Annotated in this window: 18 protein-coding genes; 3 read left to right on the plus strand and 15 right to left on the minus strand. The window is 63.4% G+C overall.

What is annotated here, in order from left to right; genetic code table 11:
• Positions 1 to 283: 283 nt before the first annotated feature.
• From KY379_RS24450 to minC, 13 genes are all read right to left on the minus strand, one after another.
• Positions 284 to 937 (minus strand): HAD family hydrolase, encoded by a 654-nt coding sequence (locus tag KY379_RS24450; protein WP_133331072.1) that lies wholly within the window; start codon positions 935 to 937, stop codon positions 284 to 286.
• A gap of 10 nt (positions 938 to 947) precedes the next feature.
• Positions 948 to 1,937, minus strand: coding sequence for an ABC transporter ATP-binding protein (locus tag KY379_RS24455; protein WP_261241803.1), 990 nt, complete (start codon positions 1,935 to 1,937; stop codon positions 948 to 950).
• Position 1,938: 1 nt separating this feature from the next.
• A complete protein-coding gene (locus tag KY379_RS24460) occupies positions 1,939 to 2,733 on the minus strand; it encodes an ABC transporter permease (protein ID WP_133331068.1) in 795 nt (264 codons plus the stop codon).
• The gene (locus KY379_RS24465; RefSeq protein WP_133331066.1) at positions 2,723 to 3,562 is read right to left on the minus strand and encodes an ABC transporter permease; all 840 of its coding nucleotides are present in this window, start codon (positions 3,560 to 3,562) and stop codon (positions 2,723 to 2,725) included. The genes KY379_RS24460 and KY379_RS24465 overlap by 11 nt, the downstream gene beginning before the upstream one ends.
• Positions 3,559 to 4,365 (minus strand): alkaline phosphatase family protein, encoded by an 807-nt coding sequence (locus tag KY379_RS24470; RefSeq protein ID WP_133331064.1) that lies wholly within the window; start codon positions 4,363 to 4,365, stop codon positions 3,559 to 3,561. The genes KY379_RS24465 and KY379_RS24470 overlap by 4 nt, the downstream gene beginning before the upstream one ends.
• An 83-nt stretch (positions 4,366 to 4,448) precedes the next feature.
• Positions 4,449 to 5,513: an ABC transporter substrate-binding protein gene (locus tag KY379_RS24475; RefSeq protein WP_133331062.1), complete on the minus strand. Its 1,065-nt coding sequence runs from the start codon at positions 5,511 to 5,513 to the stop codon at positions 4,449 to 4,451.
• Positions 5,514 to 5,790: 277 nt separating this feature from the next.
• Complete coding sequence (locus KY379_RS24480) at positions 5,791 to 7,950, minus strand: mechanosensitive ion channel family protein (protein WP_196174088.1); 2,160 nt, start codon at positions 7,948 to 7,950, stop codon at positions 5,791 to 5,793.
• 45 nt (positions 7,951 to 7,995) lie between these two features.
• Complete coding sequence (locus KY379_RS24485; RefSeq protein ID WP_165976104.1) at positions 7,996 to 8,163, minus strand: hypothetical protein; 168 nt, start codon at positions 8,161 to 8,163, stop codon at positions 7,996 to 7,998.
• Between the two features lie 222 nt (positions 8,164 to 8,385).
• Positions 8,386 to 9,675: a M18 family aminopeptidase gene (locus tag KY379_RS24490; RefSeq protein ID WP_133331058.1), complete on the minus strand. Its 1,290-nt coding sequence runs from the start codon at positions 9,673 to 9,675 to the stop codon at positions 8,386 to 8,388.
• 133 nt (positions 9,676 to 9,808) lie between these two features.
• Entirely contained in the window at positions 9,809 to 10,444 is a 636-nt protein-coding gene (locus KY379_RS24495) for an RluA family pseudouridine synthase (RefSeq protein WP_133331056.1), read from the minus strand.
• Between the two features lie 142 nt (positions 10,445 to 10,586).
• The gene (gene minE, locus KY379_RS24500) at positions 10,587 to 10,841 is read right to left on the minus strand and encodes a cell division topological specificity factor MinE (protein ID WP_021782476.1); all 255 of its coding nucleotides are present in this window, start codon (positions 10,839 to 10,841) and stop codon (positions 10,587 to 10,589) included.
• Positions 10,842 to 10,844: 3 nt separating this feature from the next.
• Positions 10,845 to 11,657: a septum site-determining protein MinD gene (minD, locus tag KY379_RS24505; RefSeq protein ID WP_133331054.1), complete on the minus strand. Its 813-nt coding sequence runs from the start codon at positions 11,655 to 11,657 to the stop codon at positions 10,845 to 10,847.
• A gap of 96 nt (positions 11,658 to 11,753) precedes the next feature.
• Entirely contained in the window at positions 11,754 to 12,512 is a 759-nt protein-coding gene (minC, locus tag KY379_RS24510; protein WP_133331052.1) for a septum site-determining protein MinC, read from the minus strand.
• 111 nt (positions 12,513 to 12,623) lie between these two features.
• On the opposite strand from minC, the gene KY379_RS24515 reads away from it, so the two are divergent.
• Both KY379_RS24515 and KY379_RS24520 read left to right on the plus strand, forming a co-directional pair.
• Positions 12,624 to 13,559: a lipid A biosynthesis lauroyl acyltransferase gene (locus tag KY379_RS24515; protein WP_261241827.1), complete on the plus strand. Its 936-nt coding sequence runs from the start codon at positions 12,624 to 12,626 to the stop codon at positions 13,557 to 13,559.
• A 25-nt stretch (positions 13,560 to 13,584) separates the two neighbouring features.
• The gene (locus KY379_RS24520; protein ID WP_261241831.1) at positions 13,585 to 14,733 is read left to right on the plus strand and encodes a patatin-like phospholipase family protein; all 1,149 of its coding nucleotides are present in this window, start codon (positions 13,585 to 13,587) and stop codon (positions 14,731 to 14,733) included.
• A gap of 19 nt (positions 14,734 to 14,752) precedes the next feature.
• On the opposite strand, the gene KY379_RS24525 is transcribed toward KY379_RS24520, so the two are convergent.
• Positions 14,753 to 15,496 (minus strand): VacJ family lipoprotein, encoded by a 744-nt coding sequence (locus KY379_RS24525; protein WP_409977299.1) that lies wholly within the window; start codon positions 15,494 to 15,496, stop codon positions 14,753 to 14,755.
• Between the two features lie 73 nt (positions 15,497 to 15,569).
• Complete coding sequence (locus KY379_RS24530; protein WP_133331044.1) at positions 15,570 to 16,868, minus strand: serine/threonine protein kinase; 1,299 nt, start codon at positions 16,866 to 16,868, stop codon at positions 15,570 to 15,572.
• A gap of 229 nt (positions 16,869 to 17,097) precedes the next feature.
• Between KY379_RS24530 and KY379_RS24535 the strand changes: the two genes are divergently transcribed.
• Positions 17,098 to 17,460 carry a hypothetical protein gene (locus KY379_RS24535; RefSeq protein WP_196174242.1) on the plus strand — a complete coding sequence of 121 codons (363 nt, stop codon included), beginning with the start codon at positions 17,098 to 17,100 and terminating at the stop codon, positions 17,458 to 17,460.
• The last annotated feature ends 17 nt before the right edge of the window (positions 17,461 to 17,477 follow it).

A 17,477-nucleotide genomic window follows, 5' to 3' on the forward strand; every position in this document is an offset into this window, starting at 1 on the left:
CTTGTCCCGCGAAGGGGCCGATCCGACGCAGCCGGTTTCAGCTCCAGTCCAAGATCGGCCAGCCACTGATCTCCCACAGGGTCATCATTCCTCCAGACACTGTGATGGGCCTGTGGGAGCGGGCTTGTCCCGCGAAGGGGCCGATCCGACGCAGCCGGTTTCAGCTCCAGTCCAAGATCGGCCAGCCACTGATCTCCCACGGGGTCATCATTCATCCAGACACTGTGATACGCCTGTGGGAGCGGGCTTGTCCCGCGAAGGGGCCGAACCGACGCAGCCGGTTTCAGCTCCAGTCCAAGATCGGCCAGCCATTGGTCTGGGCATGCTCGCGCAGCACCGCATCGGGGTTCACCACATGCGGATGGTCCACCTTCAAAAGCAACGGCAGATCGTTGCGCGAATCGGAATAGAAGCTCGCCCCTTCCAGATTCTCCTGCTCCTGATCCAGCCACTCCATCAGCCGGGTGATCTTGCCTTCGCGGTAGGTCAACACGCCATGGGTGTTGCCGGTGTACACACCGTTGACCGCCTCCAGTTCGATGGCCAGGTACTCGTCGACGCCCAGGCGTGCGGCGATTGGACCGACCAGGTGCGTGCCGCTGGCCGAGATGATCAGGATGCGGTCGCCACGTCGGCGGTGCTCGGCGATGCAGCGACAGCCATCGCCGTAGATGATCGGTTCGATCACGTCCTCGACCCAGGGCTCCACCAGGTGATCGATTTCCTCAAGGGTTCGCCCGGCAATCGGCTCCAGGCTGAAGGCCATGTAGTCCTCCATGCGCAGGTGGCCCTTGCCGTAGGCTTCCATCAGTTCATGGTCGCGGCGCAGGAACGCCTTGCCATCGACCCAGCCCAGGCGGGCCATCTGCTCGCTCCACAGGGAAGAGCAGTCACCGTGAATCAGGGTTTCGTCCAAGTCGAAAATTGCCAGTGCCATGCAGCTCTCCTCAGGCCACTTCCCGCAGTGCCGCGGGGTCGATCGACAATGCCACCTGCTGGCCGTCGGCGTACAGGTCTGCCGACGAACGATTGAGCACGTCGACCACCAGTTCCACGTCATGCACCTGGACGCGGTAGCGAATCACGTTGCCCAGCAGGCTGTGGCTACGCACCAAGGCTTGCAGGTCGCCTTCGCGGCCCAGGCTGATGGCCTCTGGGCGGATTGCCAGGCGGCTGTCGATCGGACGCTGCAGCAGCCGGCTGGCGCTTTGCGGGTCAAGCAGGTTGTAGTTGCCGATGAATCCGGCGGCGAACAGGTCCGCCGGCGCGGTATACAGGGTCTCGGCATCGCCGCTCTGGACGATGCGTCCTTCGTTCATCAGGAAGATGCGGTCGGACAGGGTCAGGGCTTCCTCTTGGTCGTGGGTCACGAAAATGGTCGTCAGCCCGAGCTCGCGCTGGATGGCACGGATCTGCTCGCGCAGGTGCTTGCGGATGCGCGCGTCCAACGCCGACAGGGGTTCGTCCAGCAGAAGCAGGCGTGGGCGGGTGACCAGCGAACGGGCCAGGGCCACGCGCTGGCACTGGCCACCCGACAACTGGTGCGGATAGCGTGCGGCGAAGCTGCTCAGCTCGACCAGGGCGAGGGCCTCGGCGACTCGGCTCTGGCGCTCGGCACTGGCGACCTTCTGCATGCGCAGGCCGAAGGCCACGTTCTGTTCCACCGTCATGTTGGGGAACAACGCATAGCTCTGGAACACCATGCCGATGCCGCGCTTCTGTGGGCTCAGTGGCACCAGATCCTGGCCATCGAGGAGGATGCTGCCGCTGTCTACCGGGGTCAGGCCGGCGATGCAGCGCAGCAGGGTGGATTTGCCACAGCCGGAAGGGCCGAGCAGGGTGACGAATTCGCCACGTTCGATTTGGCAGTCGATGTCCTGGAACACCGGGTTGCCCGCGTAACGCTTGTGTAGCCGTTGCACGCTGACGAAGCTCATGTCAGGTCTTGTCCTTGTTCAGGCGGTTGGCGATCCAGGTCATGACCAGCACGAAGGCGAAGTACGAAATGACCAGGGCGCTGTTGAAATGGCCGCTGCTGTTGCGCATGTTGTTCAGGTACACCTGCAGCGTCTCGTAGCGCGTGCCGACCAGCAGGTTGGCGAACACGAATTCGCCGAACAGGAACGAGAACGACAGCAGCACCGCGACCATCAGGCCCTTGCGCAGATTCGGCAGCACCACCAGCAAGGCAGCCTGCCAGGTACTGGCTCCGAGCAACTGGGCAGCGTCCATCAGGTCGCGCAGGTTGATGGCCTGCAGGTTGTTGGTGATGGCCCGGTACATGAATGGCAATGCGATGGTGAAATAGCAACCGATCAGGATCCACGGGGTACCGACCATGGCCATCGGCCCGCTGCCATACAACTGCAGCAGTCCCACCGACGACACCACCGGCGGCACTGCGAACGGCAACAGGATGAGGATGTTCATCAGCGCGTCGAGTCTGGGGAAGTGGTAGTGCACCACGAACAGTAGCGGCAGGATCAACAGCACCGACAGCAGCAGCGCGCCCACGCACACCAGCAGCGACTGTCCGAATGCCGCCAGAAAGCGCGGCTCGCTCCATAGCGCCAGGTACCATTTGAAGGTCAGGCCGCTGGGCAGCAGGCTGGCCGACCAGCTGGTGGCCAGCGAGTAGAGCAGGGTGCCAGCAAGGGGCAGGAGCAGGATCAGGAACAGCAGGTACACCACCACACGGTGGTACAGGTTGGCGGAGACGGGCTTAACGGGCATGGTAGCTCCTCTTGAGCAGCCATTGGTGGACCACCGTGACCAGCGTCATCAGCCCCACCAGCACCATCGCCAGGGCGCTGGCCAGGTTTGGGTCGAGGTTGATGTCCCCGGCCACCAGACTGGCGATGCGGATCGGCAGCACATTGAAGTTGCCGGTGGTCAGGGCATAGACCGTGGCGTATGCGCCCAGGGCATTGGCCAGGAGAATGACGAAGGTGCCGAGCAGCGCCGGCGTCAGCACCGGCAGGCCGATGTGCCGCCAATACTGCCAATGGTTGGCCCCAAGCAGCGCGGCCGACTCGCGCCAGTCCTCGCGCAGGGCATCGAAGGCCGGGTAGAGCAGCAACACGCCGAGCGGGATCTGGAAATAGGTGTAGACCAGGATCAGGCCGCTCTTGGAGTAGATGCTGAAGTCCTCCAGCAGGCCCATCTGCTTGAGCAGCAAGGTCAATGCGCCATTGAAACCGAGCAGAATGATGAAGGCGAAGGCCAGCGGCACGCCAGCGAAGTTGCTGGTCATGTTGGCGAATGCATTGACGAAATCGCGCAGCCGCGAGTCCACCTGGCGCAGCGAGTAGGCGCCGAGGGTGGCGATGACGATGCCGAACAGGCTCGACCAGAAGCTGATTTCCAGGCTGCGCTGCAAAGCTTGCAAGTAGAACTTCGAGGCGAAGACCTTGCTGAAGTTGTCCAGCCCCCAACCGGTCTGCGATTGGAGGCTGTTGATGGCCACCCAGGCCAGCGGGGCGATCTGGAAGATGACGAAGAACACCGCGAAGGGCAGCAGGCACAGCAGGGCCAGGGCCCGGGTGCGGTTGCCAGGCTTCATTTGAGCAGCTCCCGGCACACACTCTTGTCGTGCGCCGCGCCGAGCAGCTCGCAGATGGTGCCACACAGCTCCGTCTGCAACGGCTTGGCAGCGGGATCGAGGCTGAACCCCTCGCCGAACACGAACAGTGGTACCTCACGCTCCTCCGCCAGCAGGCCATTGTGCGAGCGGTCGTTGTTCATGCCGTGGTCCGCGGTGACCAGTACCTGATAGCCCTCTTCGAGCCAGCCAGGAAGATAGTCGGCGAGCAGGATGTCCACGCTGCGCGCGGCGTTGCGGTATTGACTGCTGTCCAGGCCGTGACGGTGGCCGATGTCGTCGATGCTCATCGGATGCACCAACAGGAAGTTGGGCGCATGGCGGCGGCGAAGGTACTCGGCATCGGCCAGCAGGTGCGAGTCGGGGTAGCGGTCGTCCCAGTAGAACAGGCCGTGCTGGATCGGCAGCTTCGGCGCATGGGTATGGCGGTCGCGCAGCGGGTCGAAGGGGGAGCGGTTGTAGAGCTCGCTCATCCAGTGATAGGCCGCTGCCGCAGTGCCCAGGTTGGCTTCGCGAGCATAGTGGAAGACGCTGCGCTGGTTCGAAAGGCGGTTGACGTTGTTGTGCACGATGCCGCTGTCGATGGGCGCCACGCCGGTGAGGATACATTCGTACAGCGGGCGTGACAGCGATGGCAGTTCGCATTCGACACGGTACAGCGCGGCGCGATCGGCCTCGACATAGGCATGCAGGTGGCCCATGGCGTGGTGGGCGACCTGGTGGTTGAGGCCGTCGAGCAGGACCAGAATGACATTGTGTTGCATGGTGGCTCCAGTCAAAAACCGCGTTGCCTTCTTCGCGGGTTTGCCCGCGAAGAGGCCGTTACAGACCCCGGAAGGTTAGGGTCTTACTCCATCTCGATGATCACCTGCTCCTGCCACTTCTGCGGCAGCTCTTTCGAAGTCTTTTCCCAGGCTTCGGCATTCTTGATCGGTTGTGCGGCCTTGTATTGCTCGTTGGGCAGCAGCTTGGCCTGGACATCGTCCGGCAGCTTCAAGTGCTCGGCACGAATCGGCCGGGCGTGCCCCTTGGCCAGGTTGATCTGGCCGGCATCGCTGAAGATGTACTCACGCGCCAGTTTGGCGGCATTCGGATGCTTGGCGTACTTGTTGATCACGGTGGTATAGCCTGAGATCACCGAGCCGTCGGAGGGGATCAGCACTTCGAAGCGCTTGGGGTCGATCTGCTCACGGTAGCTCAGGCCGTTGAAGTCCCACACCACGCCCACTTCCACTTCGCCCTTTTCCAGAGTCTGGATGGTCGGGTTGGCCAGCGACAGACGTTTCTGCTGGGCCAGTTTGGTGAACAGCTCGAGCCCCGGTGCGACGTTACTCTCGTCGCCCTTGTAGGCGATGGCGGCGGCGAGCACGCCGTTGGCGGCCTGGGCGGCAGTGCCGACGTCACCGATGGCGACCTTGTACTTGCCTTTTTCCAGGTCGTGCCAGGTGGTGGGGCGCTCGTCTTCCTTGACCAAGTCCTTGTTGATGATGAAAGCGATGGTGCCGGTATAGGCCAATGCCCAGTGACCGTCCTTGTCCTTGGCCCAGGCTGGCACCTGGTCCCAGGTGCTTGGTTTGTACGGTTGGGTCACGCCCTTGGCCACGGCAATCGGGCCAAACGCTGCACCGACGTCGCCGATGTCGGCACTGGCGTTGTCCTTCTCGGCGTCGAACTTGGCGATTTCCTGTGCCGAGCTCATGTCGGTGTCGCTGTGCTTGAGGCCGTACAGTCGCGCCAGGTCATCCCAGGTGTCTTTCCAGTTGGCCCAGGCATCGGGCATCCCCACGCTGTTGACCTGGCCTTCCTTGCGAGCGGCGTCTTCCAGGGCCTTGAGATCGGGCCCTGCGGCCATGGCCGAGGTGCATAGGGTGATGGCCGAACCGAGCAGTGACGCCATGAAAAGCTTTTTCATCCGAAGCTCCTTGGGTGGGTGCTTTTGCGTTCTTGGTTTGGTTTGAGACGGATGCCGGTGCGCGTTGCTGGGGGCGCGCAGGCCCTGGCCACGGTAGCGAAGACGCGTGGCAATTTGATGTAGGAGTAGGTATGCATAGACGGTTCCAGTTTCCTGGAATTACAGCGTAGACCAGATCGGTGCGACGTTCAGGCCGCCTTGTCACAGGATGTTCATGGATAGCCTGGGGGCTCACCGAGCGGCGCAGCCCCAGGTCACCGGAGGGAAAGGACAGGATTCACGTGGAGGTGGATGCACCGCTTTCGCTCATTGCGCCACCACCGGCGGTCACCACCTGCACCGACAGGCGCGGCGTCGCCAGGTCCAACCCGGCCTCGTCGAGCTGGCGCTTCAAGGCCAGATTGAACGCCCGCGACACTTCCCACTGCTTGATCGGCGCAGTCTTGAACCGCGCGCGCAGAATCGCCGAGCCCGATTCGAAGCTTTCCACGCCCTGCAGCTCGAGCGGCGACCAGATATTGCGGCGCATCAACGGGTCGTTGCGCAGCTTCTGGCCAACCTCGCGGATCAGGCTGATGGCGCGGTCGATGCTCATGTTGTGCGGGATGGCCACGCGGAAGATGGCATAGCCGAATTCGCGCGAGTAGTTCTTGATACTCTTGATTTCGCTGAACGGAATGGTGTGTACGATGCCGTCGATATCGCGCAGGCGCACGGTACGGATGGTCAGCCCCTCGACCGTGCCGAGGTGGCCGCCGACATCGACGTAGTCGTCGATCGCCAGGGAGTCCTCGATGATGATGAACAGGCCGGTGATCAGATCGGCCACCAGCGATTGTGCGCCAAAACCGATGGCCAGGCCGATGACACCGGCACCGGCCAGCAGCGGCGTGACGTTCATGCCCATGTTGGCCAGGGCGACGATGACCGCGATGATGAAGATCGCCACGAACATCACGTTGCGGATCAGCGGCATCATGGTTTGCGCCCGGGCGTTGGCCAGTCCCCGACGCGAGTGCACCAAGGCGTGGTGCACGGCGGTGTCGGCCAGGATCCAGATCAGCCAGGCGGCGATCAGGGTGCCGGCCAGGCCCAGCAGGCGCAAGCTCACTTCGTGGCCGTCGCCTTCGGCGAAGTTGATCATCGACAGGCCCCAGACCCGCAGACCCAGCTCGATGAACAGCAACCAGATCAGCAGGTGTACCAGCGCATAGCCGAAGTTGCGCAAGCGTTCGGTGTAGACCGCCTGGCGCTTGCTGGCGCGCTTGGGGTTGGCGGCATGCCGGCGCACCAGCCCGTTGAGCACCATGCACACCACCACCAGCACGGTGCACATCAGCGACTGGCGCAGGGCGGTGCTGGTGTCGCCGGCCGAGACGAAGGTGGCGAACAAGGAAATGGCTACCAGGATCAGCGCCGGGATGAACCAGAAGCTGCCGAGGATCTCGATGGTGTCGCTCAGCGTGCGCCGGGTCAGGCGCCGGGCCAGTGGCTGGTTGCGGATCAGGTGGGCGATGGGGCGTCGGAAGCGCAGGATGAACAGCCCGGTGGACAGCGCTGCGATGACGTTGGCCAGGGTCGCCAGGGCATGGGCCAGATGCGTGCCGAGGGCGACCAGCATGCGCGGATCGCTCATTGCCTCGCCAAAGGCAGCGAAGCTGCCGATCAGCCACAACGGGCGGAACGCCTGGTGACGCAGGATGTGCAGGGCACGGTGGCGGTGCGGGCCGTCGAGCAGCGAGAAGGCGATGACGCAGATGGCCGAGAAACAGGTGCCGACGACCAACGCGTAGGCCAGCACCATGGCCAGTGATTTGCCCAGGGAAGGGGGCAGGGCGAAGCTCAGGTATACCGTGAAGATCAGCGCGACCAACCATGGCCCCAGCTTGCGCAGGGCGAAGCGCACCAGGTCCCAGGTGCGGGGGTGCTGCGGCAGCTCTTCGGTCAGGCCGAAGCGCACGCGTACGCGGTGGCCGATCCAGTTGAACACCCAGGCGAGCAGGCTCCACACCGCGATGACCGCCGCGAAGCCGAACAGGATTGCCGGCCACTGGTGCACCGGCACGATCAACTCGGCCAGTTCAGCCTGGGCTTGTTCGATTTCCTGCGACCAGCGATGGAAGGGGCTGGCGTCGCCGCTGAACTGCTTCTCGAAATCGTGCAATGCGCCGCCGATAAGGCCGAGCACGCCCTGTTCGACTGTGGGTTGGGTCTGCTGGGTGGCATCGCGCAGTTTCTTCAGATCGGCCAGCAGCTTCGCGCGTTGCTCGTCGTTCTCCAGGCTTTTGATCACCTCGTCCAGGGACTTGCCCAGGGGCTCGGTGGCTTGTGGCTGGGCGGGCGTGCTCGAGCCGAGCAGGCTGGGTAGGCCGGCGGCCTGGGCAGGGAGGACGAACAGGGTGAACAGCAGGATCAGGCAACGGAGAAGGGCAGGCACCGGGAAATCTACCTCAGGGTCGAACAATGGACCGAGTGTAGAGGTTTATGTCGGCAGTTGCTCCAGGATCTTCCAGCAGGTGAGGCCGAAGATACCCAGGGTGCCGATCCACATCATCACTACGCCGATGTTGCGTTCGCGCAGGCTGAAACCGACGGTCAGCAGCAACAGGAACAGAAACACCGGCACGAACAGGGAGAGGAAGGGGGACATGGTGGCAATCCTTTTGCGGTGGGGCCATGTAAACAAGCATAGCGGGTTGCTTGGGTGGGGGGATTGATCCGCAGCAGTAGCTGTTACAGGACCGGCCTCTTCGCGGGACAAGTCGGGGCGCCGAACCGCCGCTCCCACAGGTACCCCACCAATTTTCAGACTAGTGGGATACTGTGGGAGCGGGCTTGTCCCGCGAAGAGGCCGGTCCTGCTCAGAGCAAAATCAGGGCAACTCGCGGCTGCGGTAGAACGCGCTCAGCACCTTCACCAGGTGGGCCAGGTCATGGCTGCCGCACAGCTCGCGGATCGAGTGCATGGCGAAGGTCGGCAGGCCGATGTCGACCGTGCGTACGCCCAGGTGGCTGGCGGCGATCGGGCCGATGGTCGAGCCGCAACCCATGTCGCTGCGTACCACGAAACTTTGCACCGGCACCTCTTCGGCCATGCACAGGTGGCGGAAGAACCCGGCGGTTTCGCTGTTGGTGGCGTAGCGCTGGTTGTTGTTGACCTTGATCACCGGCCCGGCGTTGAGCTTTGGCCCGTGGTTGCCGTCGTGCTTGTCGGCGTAGTTGGGGTGCACGCCGTGGGCGTTGTCGGCCGAGACCATCAGCGAGCGTTGGATGGCCCGCACGTAGTCATCGCCGCCCGGCAGCAGGCGCTGCAGAGTCTGTTCGAGCATCGGGCCATCGGCGCCGCACGCCGAGCACGAGCCGACTTCTTCGTGGTCGTTGCACACCAGCACGCAGGTTTCGTCGCTGTCGGCGGCCAGCAGGGCCTGCAGGCCGGCGAAGCACGACAGCAGATTGTCCAGACGGGCTCCGGCGATGAAGTCGCCGTTCAGGCCGATCAGCGCAGCGTCCTGGGTATCGTAGAAACTCAGTTCGTAATCCAGCACGACATCGGCATTGAGTTCGTGCTCGCGGGCCAGTTGCTCGGTGAGCAGGGCGCGGAAGTCGATACGCTCGTCACCGGCGACCTGGGCGAGGATCGGCGGCAGTTCGTTCTGCGGGTTGATCTGCCAACCCTCGTTGGCGGTCCGGTTGAGGTGGATCGCCAGGTTGGGAATGATCGCGATCGGCAGCTTGAAGTCGATCAACTGGCTCTCGACCTTGCCGTCACGGCGGAAGGTCACCCGACCAGCCAACGACAGATCGCGGTCGAACCACGGCGCAAGCAGTGCGCCGCCGTAGACTTCTACGCCCAGTTGCAAGAAGCCCTGACGTTGCAGCTCCGGTTGCGGCTTGACCCGCAGGCACGGGCTGTCGGTGTGCGCGCCGACCATGCGGATGCCGTTGAGCACGGGCGAATGCTTGCCCAGCTTGACGGCGATGATCGAAGAGTCGTTGCGGGTCACGTAGTAGCGACCGCCAGGCACCGTGGCCCAGCTGTCGCGCTCGTCCAGGCGCTGGTAGCCGGCGGCTTCGAGGCGTTGGGCCAGACTGGCGGTGGCGTGGAAGGGCGTCGGGGAGGCCTTGAGGAATTCGATCAGGCCGGTATTCAGTGCATCGCGCATAGGTCACTCCATTTGAAGCTTCAAGTTTCAAGCTTCAAGCTGCAAGCTGCAAGCTGCAAGCAAGAGCAGTGTGCGCAGCATGGTCCAGCGCGATCTTGCTTTGTCTTGCAGCTTGTCGCTTGAAGCTTGCCGCTTAAAAAGGAGCAGGGCACTCGAACTTCAACCGCTCCCCGGACACCGGGTGGGTGAAACTCAGCATCGAGGCATGCAGGCACAGCCGCTCGTGGGCGGCCAGGGCCTCGGGGTTGGCGTACAGCCGATCGCCCAGCAACGGATGGCCGATCGACAGCATGTGCACGCGGAGCTGGTGCGAGCGCCCGGTGATCGGCGTCAGCTCGACCCGGCAGTGATCGCCACAACGCTCCAGCACGCGCCAGAAGGTCAGCGCATGCTTGCCTTGCTCGTGGTCCACCACGTGGCGAGGCTTGGTCGGTGGGTCATAGCGCAGCGGCAGGTCGATGCTGCCACTGTCCAGTGCCGGCTGGCCCCAGCACAACGCGGTGTAGGCTTTTTCGGTTTCGCGGTCGTGGAACTGCCGCGACAGCTCGCGGTGGCTGTCGGCATCGCGGGCCAGCAGGATGATGCCGGAGGTTTCCCAGTCCAAACGGTGAACGATCAGCGCGTCGGGGTAGCCGTTTTCCTGCAGGCGGGTGATCAGGCAGTCCTTGTTGTCTTCGGCGCGGCCTGGCACCGACAGCAGCAGGGTCGGCTTGTTGATGACCAGGATGGCGGCGTCCTCATGGAGGATCTGCACATTTGACAGCGGCATTGCGAGTTCTCTGTGTAAACCACTGGGGCCGCGTTGCGGCCCATCGCGGGACAAGCCCGCTCCTACAGGATTGGTGTCGCACCTGTGGGAGCGGGCTTGTCCCGCGATGGGCTGCAACGCAGCCCCAATGGTCGATACCCGATCAGCGATCGGGCAAGGTGATGTTCAGTTCCAGAATCGAGCAGCTACCCTGGTTTTCCAGTTCGATGTGCACATCGTCGTTGCCGATGTTCACATACTTGCGGATCACCTCGAGCAATTCCTTCTGCAAGGCCGGCAGGTAGTCGGGCTCGCTGCGCTGGCCGCGCTCGTGCGCCACGATGATCTGTAGACGCTCTTTCGCTACCGACGCGCTGCTCTGTTTCTGCCTGCCACGAAAGAAGTCAAAAAGGTTCATGGTTTATTTGCCTCCAAACAGGCGCGCGAAGAATCCTTGCTTCGGCACGTCGATAAAGCGCAGTGGCTTTTCTTTGCCCAACAGACGGTCGACGGTGTCGCTGTAGGCCTGACCGGCATCGCTCTGGTCGTCGAGGATGACCGGGATACCCTGGTTGGAGGCCTTCAGTACGGCCTGCGACTCGGGGATCACGCCCTTGAGCTTGATTGCCAGGATTTCCTCGACGTCGGCGATGCTGAGCATTTCGCCCTTCTCGACGCGCTCGGGGTGGTAGCGGGTGATCAGCAGGTGCTCCTTGATCGGCTCTTCGCCGTTTTCGGAGCGGCGCGACTTGCTCGACAGAATGCCCAGCATGCGGTCGGAGTCACGAACCGAGGATACTTCAGGGTTGGTCACGACGATGGCTTCGTCGGCGAAGTACATCGCCAGGTGTGCACCCTTCTCGATACCGGCCGGGGAGTCGCAGATGACGTAGTCGAAGCTTTCCTTCAGCTCCATCAGCACCTTCTCCACGCCTTCCTGGGTCAGCGCGTCCTTGTCGCGGGTCTGGCTGGCGGCCAGCACGAACAAGTTCTCGAGGCGTTTGTCCTTGATCAGGGCCTGTTGCAGGTTGGCCTCGCCGTTGACCACGTTGACGAAGTCGTACACCACGCGGCGCTCGCAGCCCATGATCAGGTCGAGGTTACGCAGGCCCACGTCGAAGTCGACGATGACCGTCTTGTAGCCACGCAGAGCGAGGCCGGTACCGATAGCGGCGCTGGTGGTGGTCTTGCCCACGCCCCCCTTGCCGGAAGTAACGACGAGAATCTTGGCCAAGGTGTTTCACCCCTAAATAAACGGGACGCGAGTCCCTGCAAATACAAAAAACGGCAACGAGAAAAAAGTTGCGCTAAAAATGCCGGCAAGTATCCGTTAAAGACGGGTGATGTTCAACACATCGCCAGACAGGCTGACCTGCACCCCGGCGCCCCACAGCGGGTCACGCCGCAGCTCTTCGCAGACCCGGTACTGGCCGGCGATGGAGACCAGTTCGGCGGTCATCTGATAGCAGAAGATACGTGCCTTGGTGTTGCCCTTGATGCCCGCCAGGGCACGGCCGCGCATGGCACCGTACACATGGATGTTGCCATCGGCGAGAAGTTCCGCACCCGGGCTGACCGAACCGACCACCACCAGGTCGCCGCCCTGGGCGTAGATCTGCTGGCCGCCGCGTACCGGCGTGGTGACGATGCGGGTTGGGCGCACTTCGGGTTCTGCCGGTGGCGGCGGCGGTGGTGGCGGTTCGGGCTTCTTGACCTCGGGCTCGGGTTCCAGCGGTCGCTCGCGGGCACCGGAGGGTGGTAGCACGGGCAGGTCGATGGCGATCGCCGCGGCGATGTCCTCGATGCGACTGGCGCGCAGGGCCAGGGTGCGCAGACCATGGTGGCGGCAGATGCGCATCAGCCCGGGCAGGTCGATCGCCCCTTCGTTGGCCGGCAGCTTGTCCAAGGCCAGCACCAGGGGCGTGTTGCTGAAGAAGTTCGGCGCCTGGGCCACTTTCGCCGCCAATTGGCGGTCGAGGGCTTCCAGGTCGTTGCGCCCCAGTTCCAGCACAGTGATGGCGAGCATGCTGCCCTTGAGCTGGAACACGGAGGCGGTGTCGGGGGTGGGGTTTGTGCTCATGGTCTGCATAGACGGCAAGTTGCGAAAAAAGTGCCCTGACTTATAACGATAAGACCGGTTGGCCGCAACCGATGCCGAACCGTTGTAGAATGCCCGGCCTTTGTCTTTCCGGAAGCTTCAATGGAACGCCCGCGTTTTCGACCCTATTTCCTCCACCCACGTTTCTGGGGCCTCTGGCTGGGCCTGGGCCTGCTGTGGCTGGTGGTGCAGTTGCCGTACCGCGCCTTGCTGGCGCTGGGCAGTGCCCTGGGCGCCGTGATGTATCGCCTGGCCGGTGAGCGCCGGCGGATTGCCGCGCGCAATCTGGAGTTGTGTTTCCCGGAAATGTCCGACGACGAACGGCGCCGTTTGTTGAAGGCCAATTTCGCCTCCACCGGTATCGCCTTCTTCGAAATGGCCATGAGCTGGTGGTGGCCCAAGGCCAGACTGGCGCGATTGGCGCACATCGAGGGCATCGAGCACCTGCAAGCGGCGCAGCAGGCCGGGCAGGGCGCGATCCTCATGGCGGTGCACTTCACTACCCTTGAAATCGGCGCCGCGCTGCTGGGCCAGGCCCATACCATCGACGGTATGTACCGCGAGCACGGCAACCCGTTGTTCGACTTCATCCAGCGCCGTGGCCGCGAACGGCACAACCTAGACTCGCTGGCGGTGGAGCGCGAGGACGTGCGCGGCATGCTCAAGCTGCTGCGTTCGGGCCGCGCCATCTGGTACGCGCCGGACCAGGACTATGGGGCCAAGCAGAGCCTGTTCGTGCCGCTGTTCGGCATTCCGGCGGCGACGGTCACCGCCACGACCAAGTTCGCCCGGTTGGGCAAGGCGCAGGTGATTCCCTTCACCCAGAAGCGCCTTGAAGATGGCAGCGGCTATCGCCTGGTGGTGCATCCGCCGCTCGCCGACTTCCCGGGTGAGAGCGAGGAGGCCGATTGCCTGCGCATCAACCAGTGGATCGAAGGGGTGTTGCGCGAGTGCCCTGAGCAGTACCTGTGGGCGCACCGACGTTTCAAGTCGCGGCCTGAAGGGGCGCCGCGGCTGTACGACAAGAAGAAACGCTGACACACCACTAACCCAGGAACCCTCAATGGCCCCATCTCCGGTAACCGGTCTGATCCTCTCTGGCGGCGGTGCGCGCGCGGCCTATCAGGTCGGGGTCCTGGCCGGCCTCGCCGAGGTGTTGCCGCCAGGCACGCCCAATCCGTTTCCGGTGATCGTCGGGACCTCGGCCGGGGCGATCAACGCCGTGGCCCTTGCCAGCCGCGCTGCCCGTTTCGGCGAAGCGATCGAGCGCCTGACGGCTTTCTGGCAGAACTTCCGAAGCCACCTGGTGATGCGCAGCGACTGGCCCGGCGTGATCCGCCAGGCCAGCCGCTTCGTCGGCCACAGCCTGTTGGGCGTCGGTGGGCAAGCACCGGTGGCCCTGCTCGACAGCAGTCCATTACGCGGTCTGCTGACCTCGCACCTGAACCTCAGCGGCATCGATAACGCCTTGGCGGCCGAGCAGTTACGCGCCGTGGCAGTGACCGCATTCGGCTACGAATCGGGCCAGGCAGTGACCTTCTACCAGGGCCGCGGCACTATCGACCCCTGGTTGCGCCATCGGCGCATCGGCGTGCCGACGCGCTTGTCGATCGATCACCTGCTGGCCAGCGCCGCCATTCCGCTGCTGTTCGCCCCGGTACGTCTGGGCGACGAGTACTATGGCGACGGTGCGGTGCGCCAGTCGGCGCCGATCAGCCCGGCCCTGCATCTGGGCGCGAGCCGCGTGCTGGTGGTTGGCGTCAGCGGCAACCCGCAGCGGCCGCCGGCGCCGCCGACGGCCCAACGGGTATTCAGCGGCCAGCAGCCGAGCCTGGCGCAGATCGGCGTGCACATGCTCAACAGCACGTTCATCGACAGCCTCGAAGACGACATCGAACTGCTGCAGCGGCTCAACCACCTCAGTCACCTGCTGCCGGCCCACCTCAATGCACGGCACCTTGGGCTGGCGCCGATCGAGGTGTTGGTGGTGGCGCCCAGCCAGCCACTGGACGAGATCGCCGCCCGCCACCGACGCGAACTGCCCTCAGCCTTGCGCACCTTCTTGCGCGGGCCGGGGGCGACCCGGACCAGTGGCGCGGGGGTGTTGAGCTACCTGTTGTTCGAGGCCAGCTACTGCAGCGAACTGATCGAACTGGGGCGCCGGGATGCCTTGGCCAAACGCCAGCAACTGCAGCAGTTTCTCGGGGTATGAGGTGTTCCGTGAGGCTTGTCTACTCCGCGATCTGTAGCTTGCGCGCCTGGGTGTACACATACCGCACCTTCTCGTACTCGAACGGCGAATTGAGCTGACCGTAGCGGAAGTTGGTGGTGTAGCGCTTGTCCACCACGCGCAACGCGAAGATCTCGGGGTGGTCGCTGCTGGCTTCGGCCACGTTCAGGTAGTTGATCGCGTCCTCGCCCGCATAGTCCACCACCAGCCCGGTGGTATCGCGCAGGTTCGAGGGACCCAGCACCGGTAACATCAGGTACGGCCCCTCGGGCACACCGTAGAAGCCCAGGGTCTGGCCGAAGTCCTCGTTCTGTTTGGGCAGGCCCATCTTGGTCGCCGGATCCCACAGCCCGCCCACGCCGAGCAGGGTGTTGAACATCAACCGTGCGGTGATTTCCGCCGAGCGCCTGGGCTTGAGTTGCAGCACGCTGTTGAACAGGTTCGGTACATCGCCCAGGTTGCTGAAGAAGTTGCTCACCCCGGTGCGCACGAAGTGCGGGGTGACGTACTGGTAGCCGTTGACCAGGGGCAGCAGGACCCATTGGTCCAGACGGTAGTTGAAGTGGTAGATGCGCCGGTTCATCGATTCCAGCGGGTCATAGACGTTTAGCGCCTCCAGGGTCGAGCGCTCGAACTCGCGCTGGTCGAGGCCAGGGTTGAATTTCAGTTCGCGCAACGGATCGATGAAACCGTCGGCTTCCGGCGCCAGCGGCGCGGCAGTCACCTGCGGGTCGGCTTCTATCACGCTGGCCCTTGGCGCGGGCTCTTGTGCCAAGGCATTGCCGGCAGCGAGCAGGGCAGTGACGAGGAAGAGTTTGTTAACCACGGAAGAACTCCAGCATGGCGTCGCTGTTGACGCGGTAGTTGAGGTTGCCGCAATGGCCGCCATGGGGGTACAGGGTCAGGCGGTCGCCAAACACCCTGCGCAGGAAACCGATGTCGCCAGGGCCGAGGATCACGTCGTCAGCGTTGTGCATCACGGCGATCTTCGGGCTCTTGTGCAGGTAATCTTCCAGGGCGTACAGGCTGACCTGGTCGACCAGTTGCAGGATGCTGCCGCCGTTGGTGCGGGCGCGCCACATGGGAATCACCTGCTCGGTCATGTAGCAATCGAAATCGCATTGCAGGGCCCGTTTGAAGAACGGCGTGAGGCTGGTGCCTTCGGTGATCGGGTATTTCGGCGGGATGATCAGGCCGCGTCGGTTGATCAGGTCAGACGTAAAGGCGATGTCGGCGGCCGAGAAGCGGAACGAGGTGCCGATGAGCATGGCCATCTGTTCATTGGACAAGTGTTGACGCGACTGCTGGAAGTCATACAACAGGGCATCGTTGAGGTCGATGTAGCCCTTGTCCTGGAAGTAGCGGGTGAGCTTGCTCAGCATCAGTTCGTAGAACGTGGTGCCACGGTCGATGCCCTTGACCTGGGTCTGCACCAGTTTGTCCAGGTTGTTGATCGAGGTGTACAGGTTGACCGGTGGATTGAGCAGCAACACGCGCTTGAAGTTGAAGCTGCGCCGGGTTTCATCCAAGTGGCTGACGAACGCGGCATCCAGCGCGCCGAGGCTGTAGCCGGTGAGGTAGAAATCGCTGACCGGCAGGCGGGCTTGTTGCGCGCGAATGGCCTGCATCACGTGATAGAGGTCCTTGGCGTCCTCCTGGCTGACCCCGGGGGTGGCAAAGCGTGAGGCGGCGCTCATGAAGTCCCAGCTGGTCGGGGAGGACAGTTGCACCACATGGAAGCCGGCCTGGTAGAAGAGCTTCTTCAGGTATTCGTTGATGCTGCTGGTATAGGGCGCGCCGGTGCCGGCGATGATGAAGATCAACGGCGCTTCGCGGTCCTGTCGGGCCAGACGGTACTTGAGCTTCTTCACCGGCCAGAAGTTGTCCGGCAAGGTGAACTCACGGTCCGGACGCAGGTTCAGGCTGTAGTCCGATTGCGTGATGTCATCGTCGCTGGGCAACGTCGGGCGTTGCTCCGGCGGGGTGGTGGCGATGGTCGCCTCGAACGGGTTGGTCAGCGGATAGCCATAGCTTGCGGCGTCGATATCCCGCGCTGAAGCGGCCGTAGCCAATAGCAGGCCGCCGAGAAAAGCGGCGAAGCGCCAAGGTCGAAGCATGGTGTCCCCCAGGGAAAGCAAGCAAGGTCGTGCGATATGCAGGCTAGGACCACGACCGTCATGGCAAAGTTGCCAAGGTATTGCGGTCTTTGTCGCGCCAGTTATTGCCGCGCCAGTCTGTGGCGGCGCAGGTTTGTTCTCTGCAACATAGCTGCATGAGGACGATTTTGCCTTGCAATGGCACTTGGGTGATGATGCCCGCTTACCTTTACCGCTTTTGGAGAACAGGATGTCTCGTACCCTGCCGGTGGTTGTCGTGGCCTCGCTCCTGGCGATGTGGCTGGCTGCAAGCTTCGCCGTGCGCTATGGGTTGATGGAGGATGGGCAATGGGTCGGGCTGTGCACAGGGGCCGGGCCGTATTGGCAGTGCCAGGCCCGGTCGCTGCTGGGGTTGACCATTCACCATCAGATCCTGGCCTGGAGCGGCTTGGCGTTGGCGCTGGTGGCGCAGTGGGTGCCGGGGCGGTTGGGGGCTTGGCTGGCGGGACTGGCATTGCTGTTCGGCGTGCCTGCGCTGGTGTTGTATACCGCCAGCATCGCGGTGTTCGCCGTGGTGTTGGCTGGGTTGCGGTTGGTTAGGGCCCGTCGGTAGATCCAGGGTGTGGGCCG

The organism is Pseudomonas sp. HD6422, from assembly GCF_025377065.1.
In the GTDB taxonomy this organism is placed as follows: domain Bacteria; phylum Pseudomonadota; class Gammaproteobacteria; order Pseudomonadales; family Pseudomonadaceae; genus Aquipseudomonas; species Aquipseudomonas putida_U.

What these genes read in the sequence shown, in the direction of transcription:
- KY379_RS24450 (WP_133331072.1), bottom strand. Translation starts at nt 937, where the DNA reads ATGGCACTGGCAATTTTCGACTTGGACGAAACCCTGATTCACGGTGAC.
- KY379_RS24455 (WP_261241803.1), bottom strand. Translation starts at nt 1,937, where the DNA reads ATGAGCTTCGTCAGCGTGCAACGGCTACACAAGCGTTACGCGGGCAAC.
- KY379_RS24460 (WP_133331068.1), bottom strand. Translation starts at nt 2,733, where the DNA reads ATGCCCGTTAAGCCCGTCTCCGCCAACCTGTACCACCGTGTGGTGGTG.
- KY379_RS24465 (WP_133331066.1), bottom strand. Translation starts at nt 3,562, where the DNA reads ATGAAGCCTGGCAACCGCACCCGGGCCCTGGCCCTGCTGTGCCTGCTG.
- KY379_RS24470 (WP_133331064.1), bottom strand. Translation starts at nt 4,365, where the DNA reads ATGCAACACAATGTCATTCTGGTCCTGCTCGACGGCCTCAACCACCAG.
- KY379_RS24475 (WP_133331062.1), bottom strand. Translation starts at nt 5,513, where the DNA reads ATGAAAAAGCTTTTCATGGCGTCACTGCTCGGTTCGGCCATCACCCTA.
- KY379_RS24485 (WP_165976104.1), bottom strand. Translation starts at nt 8,163, where the DNA reads ATGTCCCCCTTCCTCTCCCTGTTCGTGCCGGTGTTTCTGTTCCTGTTG.
- KY379_RS24490 (WP_133331058.1), bottom strand. Translation starts at nt 9,675, where the DNA reads ATGCGCGATGCACTGAATACCGGCCTGATCGAATTCCTCAAGGCCTCC.
- KY379_RS24495 (WP_133331056.1), bottom strand. Translation starts at nt 10,444, where the DNA reads ATGCCGCTGTCAAATGTGCAGATCCTCCATGAGGACGCCGCCATCCTG.
- minE (WP_021782476.1), bottom strand. Translation starts at nt 10,841, where the DNA reads ATGAACCTTTTTGACTTCTTTCGTGGCAGGCAGAAACAGAGCAGCGCG.
- minC (WP_133331052.1), bottom strand. Translation starts at nt 12,512, where the DNA reads ATGCAGACCATGAGCACAAACCCCACCCCCGACACCGCCTCCGTGTTC.
- KY379_RS24515 (WP_261241827.1), top strand. Translation starts at nt 12,624, where the DNA reads ATGGAACGCCCGCGTTTTCGACCCTATTTCCTCCACCCACGTTTCTGG.
- KY379_RS24520 (WP_261241831.1), top strand. Translation starts at nt 13,585, where the DNA reads ATGGCCCCATCTCCGGTAACCGGTCTGATCCTCTCTGGCGGCGGTGCG.
- KY379_RS24530 (WP_133331044.1), bottom strand. Translation starts at nt 16,868, where the DNA reads ATGCTTCGACCTTGGCGCTTCGCCGCTTTTCTCGGCGGCCTGCTATTG.
- KY379_RS24535 (WP_196174242.1), top strand. Translation starts at nt 17,098, where the DNA reads ATGTCTCGTACCCTGCCGGTGGTTGTCGTGGCCTCGCTCCTGGCGATG.